Here is a 23,029-nt window from a genome sequence, read left to right as displayed (position 1 = left end):
TTCCGGGAATTTACCGCCCTATAATCGAATTGGGACGGAATTGCAAATCTTTGAAGCGAGATCGTCGCTGCCCGGATGAACGTTTGTCTAATTGCCGCCCTTGCCTCACCTGTTATGAATGCGGCACATATCGCTGACGGCTCGATGCGTCGTCATGCGTGCCAATTCAGGGAGGTGTTCATGTCCGAAAAAGTCTACCCGGTCCTCAAGTCTGCCAAAGCAAAAGCGCTCATCGACAAGGACAGATACGAAAAGTGGTACGAGGAGAGCGTCGAGGATCCGGACAAGTTCTGGGGCAAGCACGGCAAGCGCATCGACTGGTTCAAGCCCTACACGAAAGTCAAGAACACCTCCTTCAAGGGCAAGGTCTCGATCAAGTGGTTCGAGGATGGCCTTACCAACGTTTCCTACAATTGCATCGACCGCCACCTGAAGACCCATGGGGAGCGCACGGCGCTGATCTGGGAGGGCGACAATCCCTATATCGACAAGAAGATCACCTATAACCAGCTTTACGATCAGGTCTGCCGACTGGCGAACGTCCTGAAGAAGCACGGCGTCAAGAAGGGCGACCGCGTCACCATCTACATGCCGATGATCCCGGAAGCGGCCTATGCGATGCTCGCCTGCGCCCGTATCGGCGCCGTGCATTCGGTCGTGTTCGGCGGGTTCTCGCCGGAAGCGCTTGCCGGCCGTATCATCGACTGCCAGTCCACTTTCGTGATCACCTGCGACGAGGGCGTGCGCGGCGGCAAGCCGGTGCCGCTCAAGGACAATACCGATACTGCGATCCATATCGCGGCCCGCCAGCACGTGATCGTCAACAAGGTCGTGGTGGTGCGCCGTACCGGCGGCAAGACCGGCTGGGCGCCCGGCCGCGATCTCTGGTATCACCAGGAAATCGCCACGGTGAAGGAACATTGCGAGCCGGTTAAGATGAAGGCGGAGGATCCGCTGTTCATCCTCTACACGTCAGGCTCCACCGGCAAGCCGAAGGGCGTGCTGCACACGACCGGCGGTTACCTCGTCTTCGCGGCGATGACCCACGAATACACGTTCGACTACCATGACGGCGACATCTACTGGTGCACGGCGGATGTGGGCTGGGTGACCGGGCATTCCTACATCGTCTACGGGCCGCTCGCGAACTGCGCCACCTCGCTGATGTTCGAAGGCGTGCCGAATTTCCCGGACCAGGGCCGTTTCTGGGAAATCATCGACAAGCACAAGGTCAACATCTTCTACACCGCGCCGACGGCGATTCGTTCGCTGATGGGTGCCGGCGACGAATTCGTGAAGCGCTCCTCGCGCGAAAGCCTGCGCCTGCTCGGCACGGTCGGCGAGCCGATCAATCCGGAAGCCTGGGAATGGTATTACAACGTGGTCGGCGACAAGCGCTGCCCGGTGGTCGATACCTGGTGGCAGACGGAAACCGGTGGCCACATGATCACTCCGCTGCCGGGCGCCACCGACCTGAAGCCGGGTTCGGCGACCAAGCCGTTCTTCGGCGTGAAGCCGGAACTGGTCGATAACGAGGGCAAGGTGCTGGAAGGGGCGGCCGACGGCAATCTCTGCATCAGCGACGCCTGGCCTGGCATGATGCGCACGGTCTATGGCGACCACGAGCGCTTCATCCAGACCTATTTCTCCACCTACAAGGGCAAATATTTCACCGGCGACGGCTGCCGGCGTGACGAGGACGGTTATTACTGGATCACCGGCCGCGTCGACGACGTGCTGAACGTTTCCGGCCACCGGCTCGGCACCGCGGAAGTGGAATCGGCGCTCGTCTCGCACCACCTTGTCTCGGAAGCGGCGGTCGTCGGTTATCCGCACAACATCAAGGGCCAGGGCATCTATTGCTACGTGACCCTGATGTCCGGCCATGAAGGCAATGACGCGCTGCGCCAGGAACTGGTGAAGCATGTCCGCCAGGAGATCGGCCCGATCGCGGCCCCCGACAAGATCCAGTTCGCGCCCGGCCTGCCGAAAACCCGTTCCGGCAAGATCATGCGCCGCATCCTGCGCAAGATCGCCGAGGACGATTTCGGCTCGCTCGGGGATATCTCGACGCTCGCCGATCCTGCTGTCGTGGAAGACCTGATCGCCAACCGCCAGAACAAGGCGGGCTGATCGAACCAAAGGGCCGCTCGGGAAACCGGGCGGCCTTTTCAGTTCGTGTCGCAGACCTGCTGCGGCTTGCGCCCGCCGTCATAGGTCTGCACCAGACCTGCCAGCAGCAGGTCGTGCCCGGCGTTGCGGCCATCGGGGAGCACGACGTCGGCGACGATGCGGCCGAAATATTTGTCGCCGGAAATATGGGTAAGCTGAATTTTGCGTGATGTTGCGGTCAATGCTTCAAGCGCACGGTGCGCATCGAACGCCGCTTCGCGGATCCGCTCGCATTTCGACTTCAGTTCCGGCGCATCGATGCCGCGGATGCGCACATAAACTTCCATCTTCTGCTGCGGCCAGGGCTGTGCTTCGACCAGCAGCGTATCGCCGTCAATGACCCGCAGGATTTCCGCCACCACCGGCCCGGAAATCTCGTCACGGGCTTTCGCTTCGGTGGTGAACACCGCGATGATGCCAGTAAGAAACAAAAGAGCATTGGTCATGGAAAGGAATAAATTCCGATCCATGACCAATGTCAATAGGAATATTTGCTTATCCACGAGGCCGCCAACGAGCAAGGTCGCAGCGGCATCAATGTTATGTTAGGCGGCGTCTAAAAGATCGTAAGGCAGCCATACAGGGCTATTGTAGGATGCCTTCATAATGTCGATGCCGCGCTGGCAATCAGACCTTTTGACGTAGCCTTCACTGCTTACAGCGATCGTCTCGGCGTTGGAGGCATCATACCTCCAACGCCATTCGTTGCGATTATCCTTATACATCCAATACGAGGGGTATTCGCGAGTAGCCATCATGGCCTCCGTGCTAAAAGCGTCGGGCTTGACCACAGCGAAAAATTCTGACTCAATAGAGTCGCTTAAGTGCCGTGTCCCGCGCCCGACAATGGGCGGGATACAAAATCAAAACCGTCACTTTCCTTGGCCGGGGGTGGCGGTTTTTCATTTGCAACTCGAAATAAGTTGGATTCTACGCAAAGAGTCAAGCACACCCAGATGTAGGCCGCCTTTGCTTGAGCAAGTAAGCACCTAAGTTATTTATTTAAAGAGATTTTCTGCATTTCCACAAGTGTGGTTAGATGGCGGCTCCTAACGGTAAACCTACCATCCCTAGGGAGCGAATCATTCGCCGATTCGCTAAAAATCGATCGCCCGGCCGTTGATCTCCCAGTCGCCGAAGCGGGCGGGGTCGGCGCCGCCGCGGCCGCCGAATTCCTCGGGCATTTCGACTTTGGCCGCTGCATGGCGGCGTTCCTCGGCTTCCTTCAGGGCGCGCTGGGCGGCTGGGGAAAGTGGCTTCCTGGGGGCAGCTTCTTCCGGTGTGGTTTCCGAATTGTCGTTATCTGCGTTTTGCATCTTGGGCTTTGCCGGGTCGATTATTGAAAATTCTGGTTGAATTGACCACATCATAAGGCGTCCGCGTCCAGGGGAAAACCCTTTAACTGCCTTGAGGCGATCGGCAACGGGAGAGATGACGATGAATGTAATGCGCACCGCCATGCTTCTGGCCTTCATGACGGCCCTGTTCATGGGGATCGGCTTTGTGATCGGCGGCAAGGGCGGCATGATGATCGCGCTGGTGATCGCTGCCGGGATGAACCTGTTTTCCTACTGGAACTCCGACAAGATGGTTCTATCGGCCTATCATGCCCAGGAAGTGGATGCGCGCAGCGCGCCGGAGTTCTACAACATGATCCGCGATCTGTCGGCCAATGCCGGCCTGCCGATGCCGAGGGTCTATGTCTACGACAATCCGCAGCCGAACGCCTTTGCCACCGGCCGCAACCCGCAGAACGCGGCCGTTGCCGCCTCCACCGGGCTGATGCAGCGGTTGACACATGAGGAAGTGGCGGGCGTGATGGCGCATGAGCTCGCACATATCCAGAACCGCGACACGCTGACCATGACGATTACCGCGACGCTTGCCGGGGCGATCTCGATGCTCGGCAATTTCGCCTTCTTCTTCGGCGGCAATCGCGAGAACAACAATCCGCTCGGCTTCGTCGGCGTGATCGTGGCGATGATCGTCGCTCCGTTCGCGGCCATGCTGGTGCAGATGGCGATCAGCCGGACGCGCGAATATTCGGCCGACCGTCGCGGTGCCGAGATCTGCGGCAATCCGCTTTGGCTCGCTTCCGCGCTCGGCAAGATCGCCGGTGCGGCGCATCAGATCCCGAACTACGAGGCCGAACGCAATCCGGCAACGGCGCATATGTTCATCATCAACCCGCTGTCGGGCGAGCGCATGGACAACCTGTTCTCGACCCACCCGGACACCGGGAACCGTATCGCCGCACTGCAGCAGATGGCGGCTGAGTTCCGCAACGGTGCCTCGACGGCCGGGTTCCGGGCTGATAGACCGCAGCGCACCGCGCGCTCCGTTCCGAATACCGGTTGGGGCCGCGGCTCGGATGAACCGCGCAAAGGTCCCTGGTCTTGAACGAAGACAAGAAGAACAAGAAACCATACAAGCCATCGGGCAAACCAACCGAACAGCGCAGGAAACCGGCTCACTCGGAGCGGGAAAGCGGCCCCTTCAAGGCGGGCCTCGAAGTTCGTGTCACGGCCGCCAAGCTTCTGGCGGCCGTTGTTGATCGCAAGATCTCGCTCGATGGCATGCTCGACCTCGTCCATGGCAATCCGGCCTATCGGGCGCTCAGCGATGCCGACAGGGCGCTGACGCGCGCCATTCTCAATACCGCACTCCGGCATCTGCCGCGCATCGAGGCGGCGATCGCTTCGCTGATCGATACGCCGCTGCCGGAAGGCGCGCGGGCGCTTCACCATGTGCTGGTGATCGCCGCAGCGCAGATCCTGCATCTCGACGTGCCGCCGCATGCTGCCGTCGACCTTGCGGTCGAGCAGGCCAATCGCGACCCGCGCAACCGCCGTTTCGCCAAGCTGGTGAATGCGGTCCTGCGCCGGATGGACCGGGAAAAGGATGAGATCCTTGCCTCGACCGCAACGATTTCCCCGGTACCGGCATGGTTCCGCAAGCGCTTGGTCGCCCTCTACGGCGAAGCGGAGGCGGATCGTATCGCCGAAGCCCAGCTGGTTCCGGCGGCCATCGACCTGACGGTCAAATCCGATCCGGCAGCCTGGGCCGAAAAGCTCGGCGGCACGGTTCTGCCGACCGGCAGCATTCGCCTGACGGCCTTCGATGGCGCGGTTTCCGCGCTGGAAGGGTTCGATGAGGGCGTCTGGTGGGTGCAGGACGTTGCGGCCAGCATTCCGGCAAAGCTGTTCGGGGACCTCAAGGGCAAGAAGGTTGCGGATCTCTGTGCGGCGCCCGGCGGCAAGACGGCGCAGCTGATTGCGGCCGGTGCCGAGGTGATCGCCGTCGAACAATCCGTTAACCGGCTGGCACGGCTCAAGGAAAACCTCGGGCGGCTCGATTACGAGGCGGAGCTGGTCGGCGGGGATCTCTTCGAGTTCAAGCCGGCAGAACTGCTGGACGGCGTGCTTCTCGACGCGCCCTGCTCTTCCACCGGCACGACACGCCGGCATCCGGATGTGCTCTGGACCAAGGGTCCGGAGGATGTGAGCAAGCTTGCGGTGCTTCAGGAAAAGATGCTGCGCCACGCCGTCACGCTGGTGAAACCGGGCGGGATTATCGTTTTCTCCAACTGCTCGCTTGATTCGGCAGAGGGCGAGGAACTGGTCGTGCGTGTGCTCAAGGATCATCCCGAATTGAAACGCCTGGCTGTCAATCCCGAGGACTGGCCGGGGCTGGAAGGGGCCATTTCGCCACTCGGCGAATTCCGCACCACGCCGGCCATGCTGCCCGCCAGCGAAAATTTCGTGGGCGGCATGGATGGCTTCTTCGCGAGCGTCCTTCAGGTTCGGTAAGGTTTTCTTCACCATACGGATTGATACTTTCGAACAATCTAATAGTTGATTCCCGCCGGCGGGGCGGAGGCTGATTCCTGCGGAGTATTCCAGATTGAAGATGCGGCTCGCGGATCGCCGGAGGCTCCTGTCCTTCGGCTTGCGGGAAATCTGGCGACGCCTTTGCCGGCGGTCCGCAGGATTTCGCCTGGCCGTGACCTCGTTTTCCCTGCAGGTGCCGGATCGGTTGATCGTTGCCCCGACTGATCTGCGGGCGCTCGATCCGTTCGTGGCGGAGGAAATCCTGGAAGGCCGGTTCCCGCTGGCGGGTCGGATCCTCGAAACCTATGGACAATCGCCATTTTCGGTCGAGTTGCCGTCCAGGGCGGCCGCAGAACGGCTGCATTCGTTTGCCTGGCTCCGCCATATCCGCACCAACAAGACGGAAGCCGCCTGTGCCAGCGTCCGGCAGGTGGTGGCCGACTGGATCGCGCTTTATGGCCGAAGCCCGAAGGGCATTGCCTGGGAAGCGCATGTAGCGGCGGAAAGGGTGATCGCCTGGCTTTCCCATTCGACGGTGGTGCTGCAGGGCGCGGAAGCCGGCTTCTACCGTCGCTTCATGAAAAGCCTCGCCTATCAGGTCCGGTATCTCAGGAAGATAGCCGGCTGCACGCCGGAGGGCGATACGCGGCTGAGGCTGAGGATCGCGCTCGCCATGGCCTCGATCTCGATGCCGACGCGGGCCGCCTATATCCGCCGCGAGGGCGGGCGGCTCGATCGGGAACTGGAGCGGCAGATCCTGGCCGATGGCGGTCACGTGTCGCGCAATCCGAGGGCGGTGCTCGACCTGCTGATCGATCTCCTGCCGCTGCGCCAGACCTATATCAATCTCGGCCACGACCTTCCGCAAAAACTCATTCCGGCGATCGACCGCATGTATCCGGCGTTGCGCTTCTTCCGGCACCAGGATGGCGATCTCGCGCTGTTCAACGGTGCGAGCTCGACGCCGGCGAGCGAGCTGATGTCGGTGCTGCGTTACGACGAGACCGCCGGCAAGCCGTTCAAGGCGCTGCCGCACATGCATTATCATCGCCTGTCGGCGGATGGCACGACGCTGATCGTCGATACCGGCCGTCCACTCTCTCCGGGGCTTTCCCGCGGTGCTCACGCAGGCTGCCTTTCCTTCGAGATGTCGGCCGGCCGGCACCGTTTCATCGTCAACTGCGGCTCGCCGAAATATGCCGGACGGAACTACCGGCACATGGCCCGCTCGACACCCGCCCATTCGACGGTGACGCTCAACGAAACTTCGTCCAGCCGCATCATCCGGTCCCGGTTTGCCGGCTCGATGCTGCTTGGAGGCGTGTCGGAGGTGGAGGTCGAACGGTGGGACGACATGCACGGCAATGACTGGCTGCGGGCCAGCCATGATGGCTACGTCCACCAGTTCGGATTCTTTCACGAGCGCGAGATCGGCCTCAATGTGAAGGGCAACAAGATCAAGGGCCGAGACCGGCTTTACCTGCCGGAGGGCGAGGCCCCCGACAACGGGCCTTTCCTGGCGGTGGCGCGTTTCCACATCCACCCGGTCATCACGCTGTCGCGGCGGGACGAGGAAAGCGTGGCCATGCGCGCGCCGGATGGCGAGACCTGGATCTTTGCGGCACCGGGGCTGCAGGTGATGATCGACGAGGACATCTTCTTTGCCGACGTTTCCGGCGTGCGGCCGAGCCAGCAGCTCGTCATCGAGTTTTCGCCGCCGGAGACTTCGGAAATACGCTGGATGCTGAGACGCGGCGAATAGGCCGTTTCTTCTTCCGTCAAGCTGTGCTAACGGGCGGCGATCTTACCTTTGCGCCGGGTTCCGCGGCGCCTTTCCAGGAGAGACCGATGGCCGTCGTTTCCAAGAAAATCCCTGCTCCCGACCGCATCAGGATCCGCACTGCGCTGCTCTCGGTCTCCGACAAGACTGGCATCATCGAGCTTGCCAAGGCCCTCACCGAGCGGGGCGTGAAGCTCCTGTCGACCGGCGGTACGCACAAGGCGATCGCTGCTGCGGGCCTTGCCGTGACCGACGTTTCGGAAGTCACCGGTTTTCCGGAAATCATGGACGGGCGAGTGAAGACGCTGCATCCGACGGTGCATGGCGGCCTGCTGGCGATCCGCGACGATGCGGAACATGTCGCCGCGATGAAGGAACACGGCATCGAGGGCATCGATCTTGCCGTCATCAATCTCTACCCCTTCGAGGAAGTGCGCGCCGCCGGCGGCGACTATCCGACGACGGTCGAGAATATCGATATCGGCGGCCCGGCGATGATCCGCGCGTCGGCCAAGAACCATGCCTATGTGACCACCGTCACCGACCCTTCCGATTATCCGGCGCTGATCGAGGCGCTGCGTTCGAATGACGGCCAGACGGTCTACGCCTTCCGCCAGAAGCTCGCGGCCAAGGCCTATGCCCGCACGGCGGCCTATGACACGGCGATCTCCAACTGGTTTGCGGAAGCGCTCGACATCGAGATCCCGCGCTACCGGACGATCGGTGGCGTGCTGAAGGAAGAGATGCGCTACGGCGAGAACCCGCACCAGAGCGCCGGCTTTTACGTGACCGGCGAGAACCGTCCGGGCGTGGCGACCGCAAAACTGCTGCAGGGCAAGCAGCTTTCCTACAACAATATCAACGATACCGATGGTGCTTTCGAGCTGATCGCCGAGTTCTCGCCGGAAAAGGCGCCGGCCTGCGCGATCATCAAGCATGCCAACCCCTGTGGCGTGGCGACCGGTCCGAGCCTGAAGGAAGCCTATCTCAGGGCGCTTGCCTGTGATTCCACCTCGGCCTTCGGCGGCATCATTGCGGTCAACCAGCTTCTCGACGCCGAGACGGCCGAGGAGATCGTCAAGCTGTTCACGGAAGTCATCATCGCGCCGGAAGTGTCCGACGAGGCCCAGGCGATCATCGCCGCCAAGAAGAACCTGCGCCTGCTGGTGACCGGCGGCCTGCCGGACCCGCGCTCGCGCGGCCTGACGGCGAAGACCGTTTCGGGCGGCCTGCTGGTCCAGACCCGCGACAACGGCATGGTCGAGGATATCGACCTGCGCGTCGTCACCAAGCGTGCGCCGACGCCGACCGAGCTCGAAGACATGAAGTTCGCCTTCAAGGTTGCCAAGCACGTGAAGTCGAACGCGGTCGTCTACGCCAAGAACGGCCAGACGGCGGGCATCGGCGCCGGCCAGATGAGCCGTATCGATTCCGCCCGCATTGCCGGCATCAAGGCGGAAGAGGCGGCCAAGGCCATGGGTTGGGCGGAGCCGATGACCAAGGGTTCCGCCGTTGCCTCGGAAGCCTTCTTCCCCTTCGCTGACGGTCTGCTTTCCGCGATCGCCGCCGGTGCCACCGCGGTCATCCAGCCAGGCGGCTCGATGCGCGACGACGAGGTGATTGCGGCCGCGGACGAGCATGGTGTGGCCATGGTGTTCACGGGAATGCGGCATTTCCGGCACTGATGTTGCTGGACGTCATGCTCTGAGGGTGGCGTGGATCCTCGGGTCGAGCCCGAGGATGACGGCGTAGAGGGTTTTTCCCGGCTGCCTAAAGAGACGTTTGATGAACCGCTAGGTTTATTGCTTTCACAAGGCAATCCCACGCACTTCGTCATCCTCGGGCTCGACCCGAGGATCCACGTCCCGACCGAATAGCTATCCGTCTACTTCCTGTTCGCCGGATAAGGCGTCGCAAACAGCAGAAGCAGCCCCGCCACGAGGAAGATGAGCAGCGTCGCCATGCCGAGCCGGGCGGAGCCGCTGGCATAGGTCATGAGTGAGAAGAACAGCGTGGCGAGGAAGCTGGTCGCTCGGCCGGACAATGCGTAGATGCCGAAATATCGGCCGGTCTCCGAAAGACTGACGCTGCGCGCGAGGTAGGATCTGGACGAGGCCTGGACCGGGCCGAAGGCGATGCCGATCAGCAGTCCGAACAGGATATAGGCCTTTTCCGCGGCGGTGCCGAACAGGCCGCCGCCGTCTTCTCCCGAAAGCGGCAGAAGGCCGAAGAAGACGAAGCCCGGGCCGGTCGAGATGATGCCAAGCGTCGCCACCAGCAGCAGGACGAGGCTGATGATCACGACGATCTTCGAGCCAAGCAGGCGGTCGAGCCAGCCGGCGACGATGCAGCCGAAGATCGCCACGACGTTCAGGATGATGCCGTAGATGCCGATCTCGATCGTCGCCCAGCCGAACATCCCGGCCGCAAACGTGCCGCCGAGGATCAGCAGGCCGTTGACGCCGTCCTGGTAGAGCATGCGGGCGACCAGGAATTTCGCGATGCCCGTGCGCTGCCTCAGGTCCCGCAGCGTGCCGCCAAGTTCCCTTATGCCGGAGCGGACCGCCGCGGCGAGCGGCAGGCCCTTCCTGGCGTCCGGCGTGAAGAAGAACATCGGCAGGATGAACAGGAAATACCAGAGGGCGGAGATCGGACCGGTGATGCGCGCGTCCTCGCCGAGATGCGGGTCGAGGCCGAAAAGCGGGGGAATGCCGATCAGGGTCTTGCCGCTTTCGGGATTGGCTGCAAGCAGTGTCACGACGGCGATCAGCACGATCATGCCGCCGAGATAACCGAGCCCCCAGGCGACGTTGGAAATACGGCCGACATCCTGCTTGGAAACCAGCCGCGGCATCATCGAATCGTTGAAGACGGTCGAAAATTCCGCGGCGATCGACGCGAAGATCATGAAGATCATCGGCCAGATGATCGGTGAGCCGGGTGCCGCAAACCAGAGGGCCGAGACGCAGGCGATCTTGATCACCGCGAAAAAGGCAATCCAGGGTTTTCGCGGGCCTGCCTGGTCGGCGATCGAGCCGAGGATGGGGGAGAAGACGGCGATGACCAGCGACGAGACGGTCGCCATATTGCTCCACGCCGCCTGCGCCGAGACAGGATCCTCGGTCAGCCGGGCGACGAAATAGGGGCCGAAGATGAAGGTGGTGACGACGGTGAAGAACGGCTGGGCTGCCCAATCGAAGAACATCCAGCCCCAGATGCCGCGCCGGCTCGTTTTCACCGGCGCATCGTCCACATCAGTAACGGCCATTTTTCCCCCGGATCAGCCAGTTCGTTCCGTTCTCCTACATCGCCCGACCATGCGCAAGATCGCTCAGGAGACCTGCCGCCACGGTGATCTTCGGAAGCGTCAGCTCGCCGCTTTCGCTCAGGGTCACCAGTTCGGCGCCGATCCGATTCACCCGCATCCGGTCGCCGCCGACCCAGGCTTCCAAGGGCTTCTTCTCCTTCGGATGGGCGGTGAGCGCGGCAATGACGATATCGCGGCGCGCCGAGGCGAGCTGCTGCAGGCTGCGGGAGAGCGCCAGGCTCTCGTAATGTTCCGAGGTGGTGATCCGATCTCCCGCGCCGATCAGGCGGTTGACCCGGAAGGTCTCGGTGACGGCGAAATAGCTCTCGGTGGCGCGCGCCATGGTCTCGCCGGTGCGGTCGGCGATCAGCATGATCTCCGGCACCAGGACCAGCGTCGAGAGCAGCACGATCTCGCGGGCAAGCGACGCCGGTATGCCCTGCGCTTCGAGTTCCACGGCGCGTGCCGCGGTTTCCACGAAATCTCCGCCCGCGAGCGAGGAACGAAGCCCCTTGATCGCGGCCTTGAGGCGGCTCATCGCGCAGTCCATGTCGCCGGTGCCGACCTGCGTCTGCAGGATGAGGCGGGTCGCTTCCGCAAAGGTCTCGGTGGTGCGGGCGTAGAGATCGTTCTGCAGCTGGCCGGGGATCTTTCCGTCCAGTGCGTCGATCTCGGCCCAGAGCTTGGGAAGTTCGAAGCCGTCGCGAGCGAGGAAGGCGGCCTTCACGACATTCGCCGCCGTGGCGCCGGTCATGTCGCTCATCTGCTGCACGAAACCCGGCCCGCCGCGGTTGATCGCTTCGTTGGCGAGCGCGGTGGCGACGATTTCGCGGTGCAGGCGGTGGGACTGGATGTCTGCTGCGTAAGCCTTCTGCATCTTGGCCGGGAAATAGGCCTTCAAGACGGCCGAGAAATACGGATCGTCCGGCAGGCTGCTGTCGATGAGGGCGTCGAAGAGGACGATCTTCGAATAGGAGAGCAACACGCCGATTTCCGGCCGGGTCAGCGGCCGGCCTGAGGCATAACGCTCCGCCAGCTCCGCATCGTCGGGAAGGGTTTCGACCTTGCGGTTGAGCTGCCCTTGCGATTCCAGCACCGACATCAGCCGCGACAGTTCCTCGCGGTTGCCGGCGCCCTTGCGTTCGGTAAGCGAGATCGACAACGGCTGCAGGTAGTTGTTGCGCAGCACGAGATGGCCGACTTCCTCGGTCATCGAGGCGAGAAGCTGGTTGCGCTTTTCGCGGGTCAGGCGACCGTCCTGCATGGCGGGATTGAGGGCGATCTTGATATTGACCTCGACGTCTGAGGAATTGACGCCGGCCGAATTGTCGATCGCGTCGGAATTGCAGCGTCCGCCATTCAGCGAATAGGCGATGCGGCCCTTCTGGGTCATGCCAAGATTGGCGCCTTCGCCGATGACGCTGGCGCGCACGTCCGCCGCGGTGATGCGGATCGGATCATTGGCGCGGTCGCCGACTTCCGCATCGGTTTCGGAGGCGGCCTTGATATAGGTGCCGATGCCGCCGAACCAGAGAAGGTCGACGGGGCTCTTCAGGATCGCGGTCATGATCTCGAAGGGCGTTGCGGTCGTCTTGTCGATGCCGATCGCGGCCGCCGCCTGCCTGGTGAGCTTGACCGACTTTTCCGAGCGCGAAATGATCATCGCGCCTTCGGAAAGGGTCGACTTGTCGTAATCCTGCCAGCTCGATCGGGGTAGGGCGAACATGCGTTCGCGCTCGGCGAAGGACTTTTCGATATCCGGATCAGGATCGATGACGATATCGCGATGGTCGAAGGCGGCGATGAGCCGTATCTTGCGCGACAGCAGCATGCCGTTGCCGAAAACGTCGCCGGACATGTCGCCGACGCCGGCGACCGTGAACGGCGTCGTCTGGATATCGACATCCTTTTCGCGGAAATGCCGCTTCACGGCCTCCCAGGCGCCGCGGGCGGTGATGCCCATCTTCTTGTGGTCGTAACCGGCCGAACCGCCCGACGCGAAGGCGTCGTCCAGCCAGAAGCCGGCTTCCTGCGCCAGGCCGTTGGCGGTGTCGGAGAAGGTCGCGGTGCCCTTGTCGGCGGCCACCACGAAATAGGGGTCGTCGCCATCGATGCGGATCGTGTCCGGCGGCCCGACGATGTCGGCACCGACGATATTGTCGGTGATCGACAGAAGCGTGCGGATGAAGGTCTTGTAGGCCTCCTTGCCGGCATTGAAGAACGCGTCGCGCGAGCTTGCCGGGGGCAGCATTTTCGGGAAGAAGCCGCCCTTGGCGCCAACCGGCACGATGACGGCATTCTTGACCTGCTGTGCCTTCACGAGGCCGAGGATTTCGGTGCGGTAGTCCTCGCCGCGATCCGACCAGCGCAGGCCGCCGCGGGCCACCTTGCCGAAGCGCAGGTGCACGCCTTCGACCTCGGTGCCGTAAACGAAGATCTCGCGGAAGGGGCGGGGTTCGGGCAGGCCGTCCAGCAGCTTCGGATCGAGCTTGAAGGCAAACATCCGGTGCGGGGCGCCATTGGCGTCACGCTGGAAGTAGTTGGTCCGGAGCGTCGCATCGACCGCATTGACGAAGCGGCGAAGCGTGCGGTCCTCGTCGAGGTTGGGCACGTTGCCGAGCGCTTCCTCGATCTCGGCGTGATGGTCGGTGAGTTTCTTGACGCGGGCCTTTTCGGCAATTTTCGGATCGAAACCGTCGCGGAAGAGGCGGAAGATGGCGGCGGAGATGGCCGGGTATTTCACCAGCGTATCGGCGATATAGGCCTGCGAATAGACGATGCCGGTCTGGCGCAGGTAACGCGAGTATGCGCGCAGCACAGTGACTTCGCGGGCGGAAACGCCGGCCAGAAGAACCAGCCGGTTGAAGGCGTCGTTGTCGATCAGGCCTTCGAAGGCGGAGAGGAAGGCCTCTTCGAGCAACAGTCCCTCGCGGGCAAGATCGACCTCGCGTCCGTCACCCAGCTGCAGTTCCATGTCGTGGAGGACGATGAGCTTGCGGTCGTTTTCCGGGCCGACCTGGATTTCGAACGTCTGCTCGCTGACGGCATGGAAGCCGAGGTTTTCGAGAAGCGGCACGCGGCGCGAGAGCGACAGATGCCGGTCCCGGTGGAAGATCTTCAGCGATACCGTGCTGGCGGCGTCGCCGGGGCGGCGATAGAAGGCGATGCGGATCGTTTCGCCGGCGGCGCAGGCGGCGATGTCCGGCAGGTCGGCGAAGGTTTCCTCGGGCGTGAAAGCTTCCTGGAAGGCCTGGGTGACGGAGAGCCGCGGCCCTTCCTCCGCAAGTGCTGCGAAGCGGTCCTCCCAGGGGGTGGCGATCAGCCGGATCGCTTCTTCGAGCTTGGCTTGTGCGATTCGCGGCGTCTTGCCGCCGCGGCGGCCGATGATCATGTGGACGCGGGCGACGCCGCCTTCCGGGAAAGCCGGGTAATAGGCGGAGACGTGGCCGTCATAGACCTTGGTCAGGTAGTCGCCGACCTTCTCGCGGACCAGGGAATTATAGTCCTCGCGAGGTACGTAGACGATTACCGAAACGAAACGGTCGAAATGGTCGATGCGCGGCAGAACCCGGACGCGCGGACGCTCGCTCAGTTCCATGATCTGTTCGCAGAAGCGGGCCAGCAGCTCCGTATCAATCTGGAAGAGGTCGTCACGCGGATAGGATTCGAGCGTGTTTTCCAGCATGCGGCCGGAATGGCTGTCGGGGTCGAAGCCGAACTGTTCTTCCACCCGGCCGGCCTTGGCGCGCAGGAGAGGGATATCGCGGACGGAATGGGTATAGGCGGTTGCGGTGAAAAGGCCGACGACGCGCAGTTCGCCGACCACTTCGCCCTTCTCGTCGAAGCGCTTGACGCCGACGTAGTCCATATAGGCGCGGCGGTGGACGACGGACTTCACGTTGGCCTTGGTGACGATCAGGAAATCCGGTCCGTCGAGGAATTCGAGGATTTCCGGCGTGGTCGTTACCGCATCCTTGCCCTGGCGCAGGACGAGCACATCCGGATCGGAGAGAATGCCGAGGCCGCGGCCCTTGCCGCGTTCGACCTTGGCCTCGGCGCCCTTGCCGGAATAGACGTATTCGCGCATGCCGAGGAAGGTGAAATTGTCGTCGCGCAGCCAGTCCAGGAAGGCGAGTGCCTCCTCGCGGTCCGCCTTCTTGCGGCTGGTCGAGTTGTTGAGCTGCTTTGCCGCGCCATCGAGGACTTCCAGCATGGAGCCCCAGTCGGTGATCGACAGATGCACCTGGTCGAGGATGTAGCGGATGCGCTCGACGAGCGAAGCGGCCTGTTCCTCGTTGAGCGGCGACAGGTGGATCTGGATGAGGCTCACGTGATGAGCGGGGTTGCCGGGCTGTTCGTTGGAGCGCAGGACCGGTTCCTTACCCGGTTCCACGACCAGGATCGGGTGAACCGCCATGGTGAGGTCGCGGTGAGTGGCGGTTACTTCGCCCATGACCGAGTCGAACAGGAAGGGCATGTTGCGGTCGACGACGGTCAGCACCGAGACCGCAATTCCGTCCGGCTCGACACCGGCGACCGGTTCGACCGTGATGTCGGCCCGAACCCGGGGCCAGGCCATCAGTCGCGCGGCGGCATGATTGGCGGAAAGCGCCAGCATTTCCGGGGTGTAGCTTTCGAGGTCGTCAGTACTGGCACGGCCGAACAGGATGAGCGGGTCGAGATGCGGCCCCTTGCTCGCAGTAACGATCTTACGCGCGCTTTCAATCTGCTTTTCCCGTTTCGGATTTTGCCTGACGGCCATGTCCCTCTCCCCTTTTCCGTGCCCGGACGGAATAATCTAGATTTGTGTCATCACGCGGCAACGTGGCTGATCCATGTCAACCGACAGTACACGTTTCATTCTTCCGTGAAGCCTTGTTGACATGCGGCGGCGAAGAAACGATCAACAGGGCCATCGTAGCCGGAAACCAGTCTCATGCAGGATACCAGCAGTGCCGTCCTCGTCATCTCCAGCCATGTCGTGCGCGGCTCGGTCGGCAATCGCGCCGCCGTCTTCGCGCTCGAGACGCTTGGATTTCCCGTCTGGGCAATGCCGACCGTCGTCCTCCCCTGGCATCCCGGTCATGGGCCTTCCACCCGGCTGACCTTTCCCGAATCAGATTTCGACAAGGCTATAGACGATCTTATTCGCGCGCCATGGTTGGGAGAAGTGAAGGCGGTGCTGACCGGCTATTTCGGCAATGCCGCCCAGCCGCGTTCGGTGGCGCGGCTTATAAGGGCGCTGAAGGAGAAGAACCCGGACCTTCTTTATGTCTGCGATCCGGTCATGGGCGATCTTGGCGGGCTCTATATCCCGCAGCCGACGGCGGAAGCGATCCGTGACGAACTCATTCCGCTCGCGACGATCGCCACCCCGAACCGCTACGAGCTCGCCTGGCTCTCCGGCGCGCCGCTCGAAACCAATAACGATATCATGGACGCCGCAATCGCGCTCGGGCCGCCGCGCATCCTGGTGACCTCGGCCGTGCCGATGATGGCGGGCGGCACCGGCAATCTCTACCTGACCGGCAAACATGCGCTGCTTGCCGAACACCGGCTGATCGACAATCCGCCCAACGGACTCGGCGACCTTCTAGGAGCGCTGTTTCTGGGGCGGATCCTCGCCGGCATGGATGAGGAAAAGGCGTTGCAGCTGGCAACGGCGAGCGTTTTCGAGATCCTTGCGCGCACCGCAAAGCGCGGCGGTGACGAGCTGACGCTGGAGACGGACGCGTCGAGCCTCTCCACACCCATGGCGATGGTCCAGATGCGCCGGCTGGTGCACCCCTTGCAGCGCACCAAGCGGTAATCGGCATCGGAAGTTCGCAGATGCACAATGGCCGTTGATCTTCGCTCGGCGGCGCTATAATCGTTGTTTCATGACGGACTTTCCAGCCAAACTTCTGGCGGGCTACCGCAACTTCATGAGCGGGCGCTATAGCGATGAACGCGAGCGCTACCGCGTGTTGGCGGAGACCGGGCAGAAACCCCATACGCTCCTGATCGCCTGTTGCGATTCCCGTGCGGCGCCGGAAACCATTTTCGATTGCGGTCCTGGCGAACTTTTCGTCGTACGCAATGTCGCCAACATGGTGCCGCCTTTTGAGCCGGACGGCCAGTTCCATGCCACTTCGGCGGCGTTGGAATATGCGGTCGAGGTTCTGGAGATCGACAATATCGTCGTCATGGGCCACGGGCGGTGTGGCGGCATCCGGGCAGCTCTCGACCCTGCCATGGAGCCGCTATCTCCGGGCGATTTCATCGGCAAATGGATGGGACTTGTGAAGCCCGCCGCCGAGCAGATCCAGAACAACGAATTCATGACGCAGGCCGAACGCCAGACGGCACTGGAGCGGGTTTCGATCCGCAATTCGATTGCTAATCTGCAGACGTTTCCCTTTGTTCGCAAACTCGACGAAGAGGGGAAGATCGGCATTCACGGCGCCTGGTTCGACATTTCGACCGGCGAGCTCTGGATCATGGACAGCAAGGGCGATTTCGTCCGTCCGGACCTCACCGAACCGCCGGCTCAGGCCGAGCAGGAGTCGGCCTGATTTTCTGAGGCAACCGAGCCTACGGGCCTGAGCTTACTGGCCGTCGATCTGGGCGCCCATATAGGCGATTGCCTGCTGATAGACGGTCGCGGCGTTCCAGCCCTGGATGGCAACGAAGTTCGGCTGGCCCGGCTGGTAACCGGCGCCGGCCCTCCAGCCGTGTCCCTTCAGGAAGTTGGCGGTTGAGGCAAGCGCATCGGCACGCGAACGGACCATGTCGATATGACCGTCACCGTCGCCGTCGGCGCCATAGCGGACGACGTTCAGCGGCAGGAACTGGGTCTGGCCGATCTCGCCATGGGCGGCGCCACGGGCCGTCACGCTCAGATCGCCGCGGCCGACGAGCTGGAGGGCAGCATAGAGCTGCTCCGTGAAATAGGCCGAGCGGCGGCAGTCGTAAGCAAGCGTTGCGACGGCGGAAAGCGTATGCTGATCGCCCATGAAGGCGCCGAAACCGGTTTCCATGCCCCAGATGGCGATGATCGGGCCGGCCGGCACGCCGAAACGGCGCTCGATCGATGCGAAGAGGGCGGCATTGCCGGACTTCATGCCCTTGCCGCGGGAGATGATGGCAGCCCCACCGCGCTTCTTCATGAACTCGTCGAAGGAAAGCTTGAAGCTTTTCTGGCCGCGATCGGCGCTGATGGTCGGGCGGTTGTAGGAGACGTTCGAGAAAGCCTTTTCGACAACGGAAGGGTTGACGCCATTCGCAGGTGCAACCCGTTTGAACTCGTCGACCCAGCGGGCGAAGCCGGATGAATCGTTGCCGCATTGGAGCGCGGCAAGTGCCGGGGTGGCGGTCATGAAACCGGTTGCGATCAATCCTGCCAGCAAAATCTTCTTCATGCGGTCAAACCCGTCCCGAGAGCCGGATCGCTTCAGCCAGAAGCGTCCGGATAATGTGTTTTGTTTCGGCCTTATGGCGGCGGTTGCAGACAATCGCAACTCACCCGTTCATGAATAGTTCGTGATGCAGGTGATTCGTAAGAAAGACCCCGCCATTTCTGACGGGGTTTCTATCGGAACATGCTTAATAAATTTATTATTTGTCAGGCAGCAACCTTGCGCGGCTTGATCAGGCCGCGATTGACGAGCAATTCGGCGATCTGGATGGCATTGAGCGCGGCACCCTTGCGCAGGTTGTCGGAAACGACCCAGATATTGAGGCCGTTTTCCACCGTCGCATCCTCGCGGATACGGGAAATGTAGGTTGCATCCTCGCCGGCGCATTCGTAAGGCGTGATGTAGCCGCCGTTCTCATGCTTGTCGATGACGAGGCAGCCCGGAGCTTCGCGGAGAATGTCGCGGGCCTGGTCTGCAGTGATCTCGTTTTCGAACTCGATATTGACCGATTCCGAATGGCCGATGAAGACCGGAACGCGCACGGCAGTGCAGGTCACCTTGATCTTCGGGTCGAGCATCTTCTTGGTTTCAGCGAGAACCTTCCACTCTTCCTTCGTGTATCCGTCTTCCATGAAGCTATCGATATGCGGGATGACGTTGAAGGCGATGCGCTTGGTGAACTTCTTGGATTCGACCGGATCGGCGACGAAGACGGCGCGGGTCTGGGTGAATAGTTCGTCCATGCCCTCCTTGCCGGCGCCGGAAACCGACTGGTAGGTCGAGACGACGACGCGCTTGATCTTGGCGAAGTCATGGAGCGGCTTCAAGGCGACGACGAGCTGGGCTGTCGAGCAATTCGGATTGGCGATGATGTTGCGCTTGGTGAAGCCGGAGATCGCATCGGGGTTCACTTCCGGGACGATCAGCGGAACGTCCTGATCGTAACGCCAGGCGGAAGAGTTGTCGATGACGACGCAGCCCTGGGCGCCGATCTTCGGCGACCACTTCTTGGAAACCTCGCCGCCAGCCGACATCAGGCAGATGTCGGTGTCGGAAAAATCGTAGTTTTCGAGGTTGGAAACCTTCAGCGTCCGGTCGCCGAACGAAACTTCGGTCCCCTGGCTGCGGGCGGATGCCAGCGCCACGACTTCATCGACCGGGAAGCCGCGCTCGGAAAGGATCGTCAGCATTTCCCTGCCGACATTGCCGGTTGCACCGGCGACTGCGATCTTGAAACCCATTTTGTGCTCTCTTTCTGTCTCTCCTCGTTTCTGGTGAGGGGGAAGCCGCGATCAACTCGCGGAATTCCTTGTCCCCGGCCATCCGGGGAGAGAGCGGCGGCCAGAGACGTCAGACGGTTTTCGTCGTCGTTTTGGCCTTGGTTTTGGAGAAAGCGGCAAAACACGCCCGCTGCGCAGCCTGGATGGCCGGCAGTGCGGAGGCAGCGATATGGAATTCGCAGGCGCGCATGTGGGTGTCTTCCCGTTCGCGAAGCTGTTTAAAAGATTTTCGCAACGAGTCAAGCGATGGCTGAGCAGGTGCTGCACTGCATTACCCTCATACCGCGCCGCAGCATCCTCTGCACACGGCAGGCGCGATGTTAGACGAAAGTCATAATCCCAAAGCATCGCTCTCCTTGAGCCTTGATTTCTGGCAATCTGCGACAATGCGTCGCCATATCCACGCCCCGGAGGAATGGGCTCGGAGGCGGCACGCGAGTTTCATCTTGAGGGAGGACGACGACAATGGCAGATGTCGCAGTAGCGGTCGGCGCAAAAGCCGGACCGATGACGCGGGAAGAGAAGAAGGTTATCTTCGCTTCTTCGCTCGGCACCGTATTCGAATGGTACGATTTCTATCTTTATGGTTCACTGGCCACCTTTATCGGGGCAACCTTCTTCAGCCAATATCCGGAAACGACCCGGAACATCTTTGCCCTATTGGCCTTTGCGGCGGGCTTCCTTGTCCGTCCTTTCGGCGCACTGGTGTTCGGCCGTCTTGGCGATCTCGTTGGCCGTAAATACACCTTCCTCGTCACCATTCTGATCATGGGTCTTTCAACCTTCCTGGTGGGCGTACTGCCTGGCGCAGCTTCCATCGGCATTGCCGCTCCGATCCTGCTGGTCGCGCTGCGCATGTTTCAGGGCCTGGCGCTCGGCGGCGAATACGGCGGTGCCGCGACCTACGTGGCGGAACATGCGCCACATGGCCGGCGCGGCTTCTTCACCTCGTGGATTCAGACCACGGCCACTCTCGGTCTCTTCCTGTCGCTGGTCGTCATTCTCGGCGTCCAGATGGCCATGGGTCGTGAAGCCTTCGCTGCCTGGGGATGGCGCGTTCCGTTCCTCCTTTCGGTCATCCTGCTCGGCGTTTCGGTCTGGATTCGTCTGAAGATGAACGAGTCGCCTGCCTTCAAGAAAATGAAGGAAGAGGGCAAGGGATCCAAGGCTCCGCTCACAGAGGCGTTCGGCCAGTGGCGGAACGCGAAGATCGCGCTTCTCGCTCTGTTCGGCGCGGTGGTGGGTCAGGCCGTCGTCTGGTATTCCGGCCAGTTCTACGCCCTGTTCTTCCTGCAGAACATTCTCAAGGTCGATGCGCAGTCCGCGAACCTGATGGTCGCTGCTTCGCTTCTTCTCGGCACCGGCTTCTTCGTCTTTTTCGGCTGGCTTTCCGACAAGATCGGTCGCAAGCCAATCATCATGGCCGGGCTGTTCCTGGCGATGGTGACCTACTTCCCGCTGTTCAAGGCCATGACCTGGGCAGGTAACCCTGCTCTGGCGCAAGCTCAGGAAACCGTGCGTGCGACGGTGACGGCAGCTCCTGGCGATTGCAAATTCCAGTTCAACCCGACTGGTACGGCAAAGTTCACCACGTCCTGCGACATCGCGACTTCGTTCCTGACCCGCAATTCGGTGCCTTACGACGTCGTTGTTGCAGGTGCAGCCGGTACGCCGGCTACGGTGAAGATCGGCAATTCGACGATCGCCAGCTATGATGCCGTTGCATCCGGCGCTGACGCCAAGGCCAAGGATGCTTCTTTCCAGAAGCAGGTGAATGTTGCACTGCAGGCGAGCGGGTATCCCCTGGCCCGCGCTGCCTCGAAGGTGCCGGAAGCAAAGCTGGATGCCTTCATTGCGGCCAATCCGGAATTGAAGCTCGACGCTGCCGCCATTCGCACCGGCAACAAGGCTTCGGTCTCAGGTCCCGACCTGGTCACGCAGAAGCTGCTGACCGCACAGGAAGCCACTGGCGTGACCGAGATGGCAGTCTACACCATCCCAGGCTCCGGCGCCTTCTCGATGGTGGCGGACCCGCAGGCGGTCAACTGGGTGACGATCATCGCCATCCTGACGGTTCTGGTGATCTACGTGACCATGGTCTATGGCCCGATCGCGGCACTTCTGGTCGAACTCTTCCCGACCCGCATCCGCTACACCGGCATGTCACTGCCTTACCATATCGGCAACGGCTGGTTCGGCGGCCTCCTGCCGGCAACGGCCTTCGCGATGAGTGCCGCCAAGGGCGATATCTACTATGGTCTCTGGTATCCGATCGTATTTGCCGGCATCACGCTGGTGATCGGCTTGCTGTTCCTGCCGGAAACCAAGGACCGCGACATCCACGCCGAGTAAGGGGCTTCGTCCCCGGGATTTCCACTTGGGTAAACCCGTCCAAATGAAAAGCCCGGCGCAGTTCTCTGCGCCGGGCTTCTTCATGTCAGGTCATTGGTCTTTTCGCTTGCCTCCCGCTTCGGTGGAATGCCGCGGAGCGGGAGTGGCACGGTCGCCCGATTGGGGCGCAAGAGGAGAGGAATGGGTCGGCGCAGAACCGGCCAACCGTCGGGCTCCTGCCGGAAGAGCAGCCCATAGCGGGAAAAGACGATCGCCATGATGACCGAAAACCAGGCGCCGAAGGAGAGACCGGCAATCACGTCGCTCGGATAATGCGCCGCGACGATGACGCGCGAAAAGCCGAGCCAGAGGCTCATGACCAGAAAGAACAGGCGGTAGCGGGGAGCGAGCAGCGCCAGCGCCATCAGGAATGCCCCGACCGTGGTTGCGTGGCCGGAAGGAAAGCTTTCGAACCGGGAGCCGGAAAAGGGGTTGAGACCATAAAAGCCCCATTGCTCGTAAAGCCCCGGCCGGGCTCGCCCGATGATACGCTTCACCAGGTTGACCAGAAGGCCTGAGCCGGCAACGGCCACAAAGATATAAGCCGCGATATGGCTGACCAGCATCGCTTGGAAACGGGCTCTCAGGCCGGGCGTCAGCCGGATGACCGCCAGCGCCTCGAAGAAGAGAAGGGCAGTTGCGAAAAGGATCCAGCCGGACGTGCCGAAATCGGTGATCGCCTTGCCGAGCGGCAAGAGCACGTTCGGCGTGTGGGCGGCATAGAAACCGACCGGCGCATCGAGCAGGAAAAAGGCGATCAGGATCAGGTTGATCGTGACGACCGCAAAAGACAGCCATCGGGGCGACGAGGGCCCTGGTGGATGGCGATATCGCCGATGTTTCAGTTTTTCGATTGTCCGTTTCATCGGCCT

General features: G+C 61.9%; 16 protein-coding genes. 8 read left to right on the top strand and 8 right to left on the bottom strand.

All coding sequences use genetic code 11. The annotated features are described in order from the left end of the window. The first annotated feature begins 180 nt into the window (after nt 1-180). Nucleotides 181-2,133, top strand: a complete 1,953-nt coding sequence (acs, locus tag J2857_RS28780) for an acetate--CoA ligase (protein WP_210013491.1) — start codon at nt 181-183, stop codon at nt 2,131-2,133. A 38-nt stretch (nt 2,134-2,171) separates the two neighbouring features. On the opposite strand, the gene J2857_RS28775 is transcribed toward acs, so the two are convergent. The 3 genes from J2857_RS28775 to J2857_RS28765 all read right to left on the bottom strand — a co-directional run bounded on the left by J2857_RS28775 (nt 2,172) and on the right by J2857_RS28765 (nt 3,488). Then, nucleotides 2,172-2,693 carry a thermonuclease family protein gene (locus J2857_RS28775; RefSeq protein WP_245363971.1) on the bottom strand — a complete coding sequence of 174 codons (522 nt, stop codon included), beginning with the start codon at nt 2,691-2,693 and terminating at the stop codon, nt 2,172-2,174. 24 nt (nt 2,694-2,717) lie between these two features. After that, entirely contained in the window at nt 2,718-2,897 is a 180-nt protein-coding gene (locus J2857_RS28770; RefSeq protein ID WP_245363992.1) for a DUF1508 domain-containing protein, read from the bottom strand. Between the two features lie 372 nt (nt 2,898-3,269). Then, nucleotides 3,270-3,488, bottom strand: coding sequence for a DUF1674 domain-containing protein (locus tag J2857_RS28765; RefSeq protein WP_210013561.1), 219 nt, complete (start codon nt 3,486-3,488; stop codon nt 3,270-3,272). A gap of 121 nt (nt 3,489-3,609) precedes the next feature. On the opposite strand from J2857_RS28765, the gene htpX reads away from it, so the two are divergent. The 4 genes from htpX (at nt 3,610) to purH (ending at nt 9,467) form a co-directional block, all read left to right on the top strand. After that, a complete protein-coding gene (gene htpX, locus J2857_RS28760) occupies nt 3,610-4,572 on the top strand; it encodes a zinc metalloprotease HtpX (RefSeq protein ID WP_210013490.1) in 963 nt (320 codons plus the stop codon). Continuing rightward, nucleotides 4,563-5,981 carry an RsmB/NOP family class I SAM-dependent RNA methyltransferase gene (locus tag J2857_RS28755; RefSeq protein ID WP_210013560.1) on the top strand — a complete coding sequence of 473 codons (1,419 nt, stop codon included), beginning with the start codon at nt 4,563-4,565 and terminating at the stop codon, nt 5,979-5,981. Before htpX ends, J2857_RS28755 begins: the two co-directional genes overlap by 10 nt. Before the next feature lie 100 nt (nt 5,982-6,081). After that, nucleotides 6,082-7,764 (top strand): heparinase II/III family protein, encoded by a 1,683-nt coding sequence (locus J2857_RS28750; RefSeq protein ID WP_210013559.1) that lies wholly within the window; start codon nt 6,082-6,084, stop codon nt 7,762-7,764. Nucleotides 7,765-7,850: 86 nt separating this feature from the next. Then, nucleotides 7,851-9,467, top strand: coding sequence for a bifunctional phosphoribosylaminoimidazolecarboxamide formyltransferase/IMP cyclohydrolase (gene purH / locus J2857_RS28745; protein ID WP_210013489.1), 1,617 nt, complete (start codon nt 7,851-7,853; stop codon nt 9,465-9,467). A gap of 200 nt (nt 9,468-9,667) precedes the next feature. Here the strand turns inward: purH and J2857_RS28740 are convergent, their stop codons facing one another. Together J2857_RS28740 and J2857_RS28735 are read right to left on the bottom strand one after the other, a co-directional pair. Then, on the bottom strand, nt 9,668-11,050 hold the full coding sequence (locus tag J2857_RS28740) for an MFS transporter (protein ID WP_210013488.1): 1,383 nt from the start codon (nt 11,048-11,050) through the stop codon (nt 9,668-9,670). A 34-nt stretch (nt 11,051-11,084) separates the two neighbouring features. Further along, the gene (locus J2857_RS28735) at nt 11,085-15,851 is read right to left on the bottom strand and encodes an NAD-glutamate dehydrogenase (RefSeq protein ID WP_210013487.1); all 4,767 of its coding nucleotides are present in this window, start codon (nt 15,849-15,851) and stop codon (nt 11,085-11,087) included. Nucleotides 15,852-16,025: 174 nt separating this feature from the next. Between J2857_RS28735 and pdxY the strand changes: the two genes are divergently transcribed. Together pdxY and J2857_RS28725 are read left to right on the top strand one after the other, a co-directional pair. Beyond that, nucleotides 16,026-16,898: a pyridoxal kinase PdxY gene (gene pdxY / locus J2857_RS28730; protein WP_210013486.1), complete on the top strand. Its 873-nt coding sequence runs from the start codon at nt 16,026-16,028 to the stop codon at nt 16,896-16,898. A gap of 70 nt (nt 16,899-16,968) precedes the next feature. Next, on the top strand, nt 16,969-17,643 hold the full coding sequence (locus J2857_RS28725) for a carbonic anhydrase (RefSeq protein ID WP_210013485.1): 675 nt from the start codon (nt 16,969-16,971) through the stop codon (nt 17,641-17,643). Between the two features lie 33 nt (nt 17,644-17,676). Here the strand turns inward: J2857_RS28725 and J2857_RS28720 are convergent, their stop codons facing one another. Next, nucleotides 17,677-18,489, bottom strand: a complete 813-nt coding sequence (locus J2857_RS28720; protein WP_210013484.1) for a lytic murein transglycosylase — start codon at nt 18,487-18,489, stop codon at nt 17,677-17,679. Nucleotides 18,490-18,692: 203 nt separating this feature from the next. Then, entirely contained in the window at nt 18,693-19,727 is a 1,035-nt protein-coding gene (locus J2857_RS28715; protein ID WP_210013483.1) for an aspartate-semialdehyde dehydrogenase, read from the bottom strand. Nucleotides 19,728-20,231: 504 nt separating this feature from the next. Here J2857_RS28715 and J2857_RS28710 point away from each other — a divergent pair. Next, complete coding sequence (locus tag J2857_RS28710) at nt 20,232-22,118, top strand: MFS transporter (protein ID WP_210013482.1); 1,887 nt, start codon at nt 20,232-20,234, stop codon at nt 22,116-22,118. 80 nt (nt 22,119-22,198) lie between these two features. On the opposite strand, the gene lpxE is transcribed toward J2857_RS28710, so the two are convergent. Further along, on the bottom strand, nt 22,199-23,023 hold the full coding sequence (lpxE, locus tag J2857_RS28705; RefSeq protein WP_210013481.1) for a lipid A 1-phosphatase LpxE: 825 nt from the start codon (nt 23,021-23,023) through the stop codon (nt 22,199-22,201). Nucleotides 23,024-23,029 lie beyond the last annotated feature (6 nt).

The organism is Neorhizobium galegae (assembly GCF_017877055.1).
Lineage (GTDB): Bacteria > Pseudomonadota > Alphaproteobacteria > Rhizobiales > Rhizobiaceae > Neorhizobium > Neorhizobium galegae_D.
Note: the sequence above shows the minus strand (reverse complement) of the source record. Positions and strands in the feature narration are given on the sequence as shown.

Coding starts and splice junctions, on each gene's coding strand:
- J2857_RS28765 (WP_210013561.1), bottom strand. CDS start 3,488: ATGCAAAACGCAGATAACGACAATTCGGAAACCACACCGGAAGAAGCT.
- J2857_RS28720 (WP_210013484.1), bottom strand. CDS start 18,489: ATGAAGAAGATTTTGCTGGCAGGATTGATCGCAACCGGTTTCATGACC.
- J2857_RS28770 (WP_245363992.1), bottom strand. CDS start 2,897: ATGTATAAGGATAATCGCAACGAATGGCGTTGGAGGTATGATGCCTCC.
- J2857_RS28750 (WP_210013559.1), top strand. CDS start 6,082: ATGCGGCTCGCGGATCGCCGGAGGCTCCTGTCCTTCGGCTTGCGGGAA.
- purH (WP_210013489.1), top strand. CDS start 7,851: ATGGCCGTCGTTTCCAAGAAAATCCCTGCTCCCGACCGCATCAGGATC.
- J2857_RS28740 (WP_210013488.1), bottom strand. CDS start 11,050: ATGGCCGTTACTGATGTGGACGATGCGCCGGTGAAAACGAGCCGGCGC.
- htpX (WP_210013490.1), top strand. CDS start 3,610: ATGAATGTAATGCGCACCGCCATGCTTCTGGCCTTCATGACGGCCCTG.
- acs (WP_210013491.1), top strand. CDS start 181: ATGTCCGAAAAAGTCTACCCGGTCCTCAAGTCTGCCAAAGCAAAAGCG.
- J2857_RS28715 (WP_210013483.1), bottom strand. CDS start 19,727: ATGGGTTTCAAGATCGCAGTCGCCGGTGCAACCGGCAATGTCGGCAGG.
- lpxE (WP_210013481.1), bottom strand. CDS start 23,023: ATGAAACGGACAATCGAAAAACTGAAACATCGGCGATATCGCCATCCA.
- pdxY (WP_210013486.1), top strand. CDS start 16,026: ATGCAGGATACCAGCAGTGCCGTCCTCGTCATCTCCAGCCATGTCGTG.
- J2857_RS28735 (WP_210013487.1), bottom strand. CDS start 15,851: ATGGCCGTCAGGCAAAATCCGAAACGGGAAAAGCAGATTGAAAGCGCG.
- J2857_RS28710 (WP_210013482.1), top strand. CDS start 20,232: ATGGCAGATGTCGCAGTAGCGGTCGGCGCAAAAGCCGGACCGATGACG.
- J2857_RS28725 (WP_210013485.1), top strand. CDS start 16,969: ATGACGGACTTTCCAGCCAAACTTCTGGCGGGCTACCGCAACTTCATG.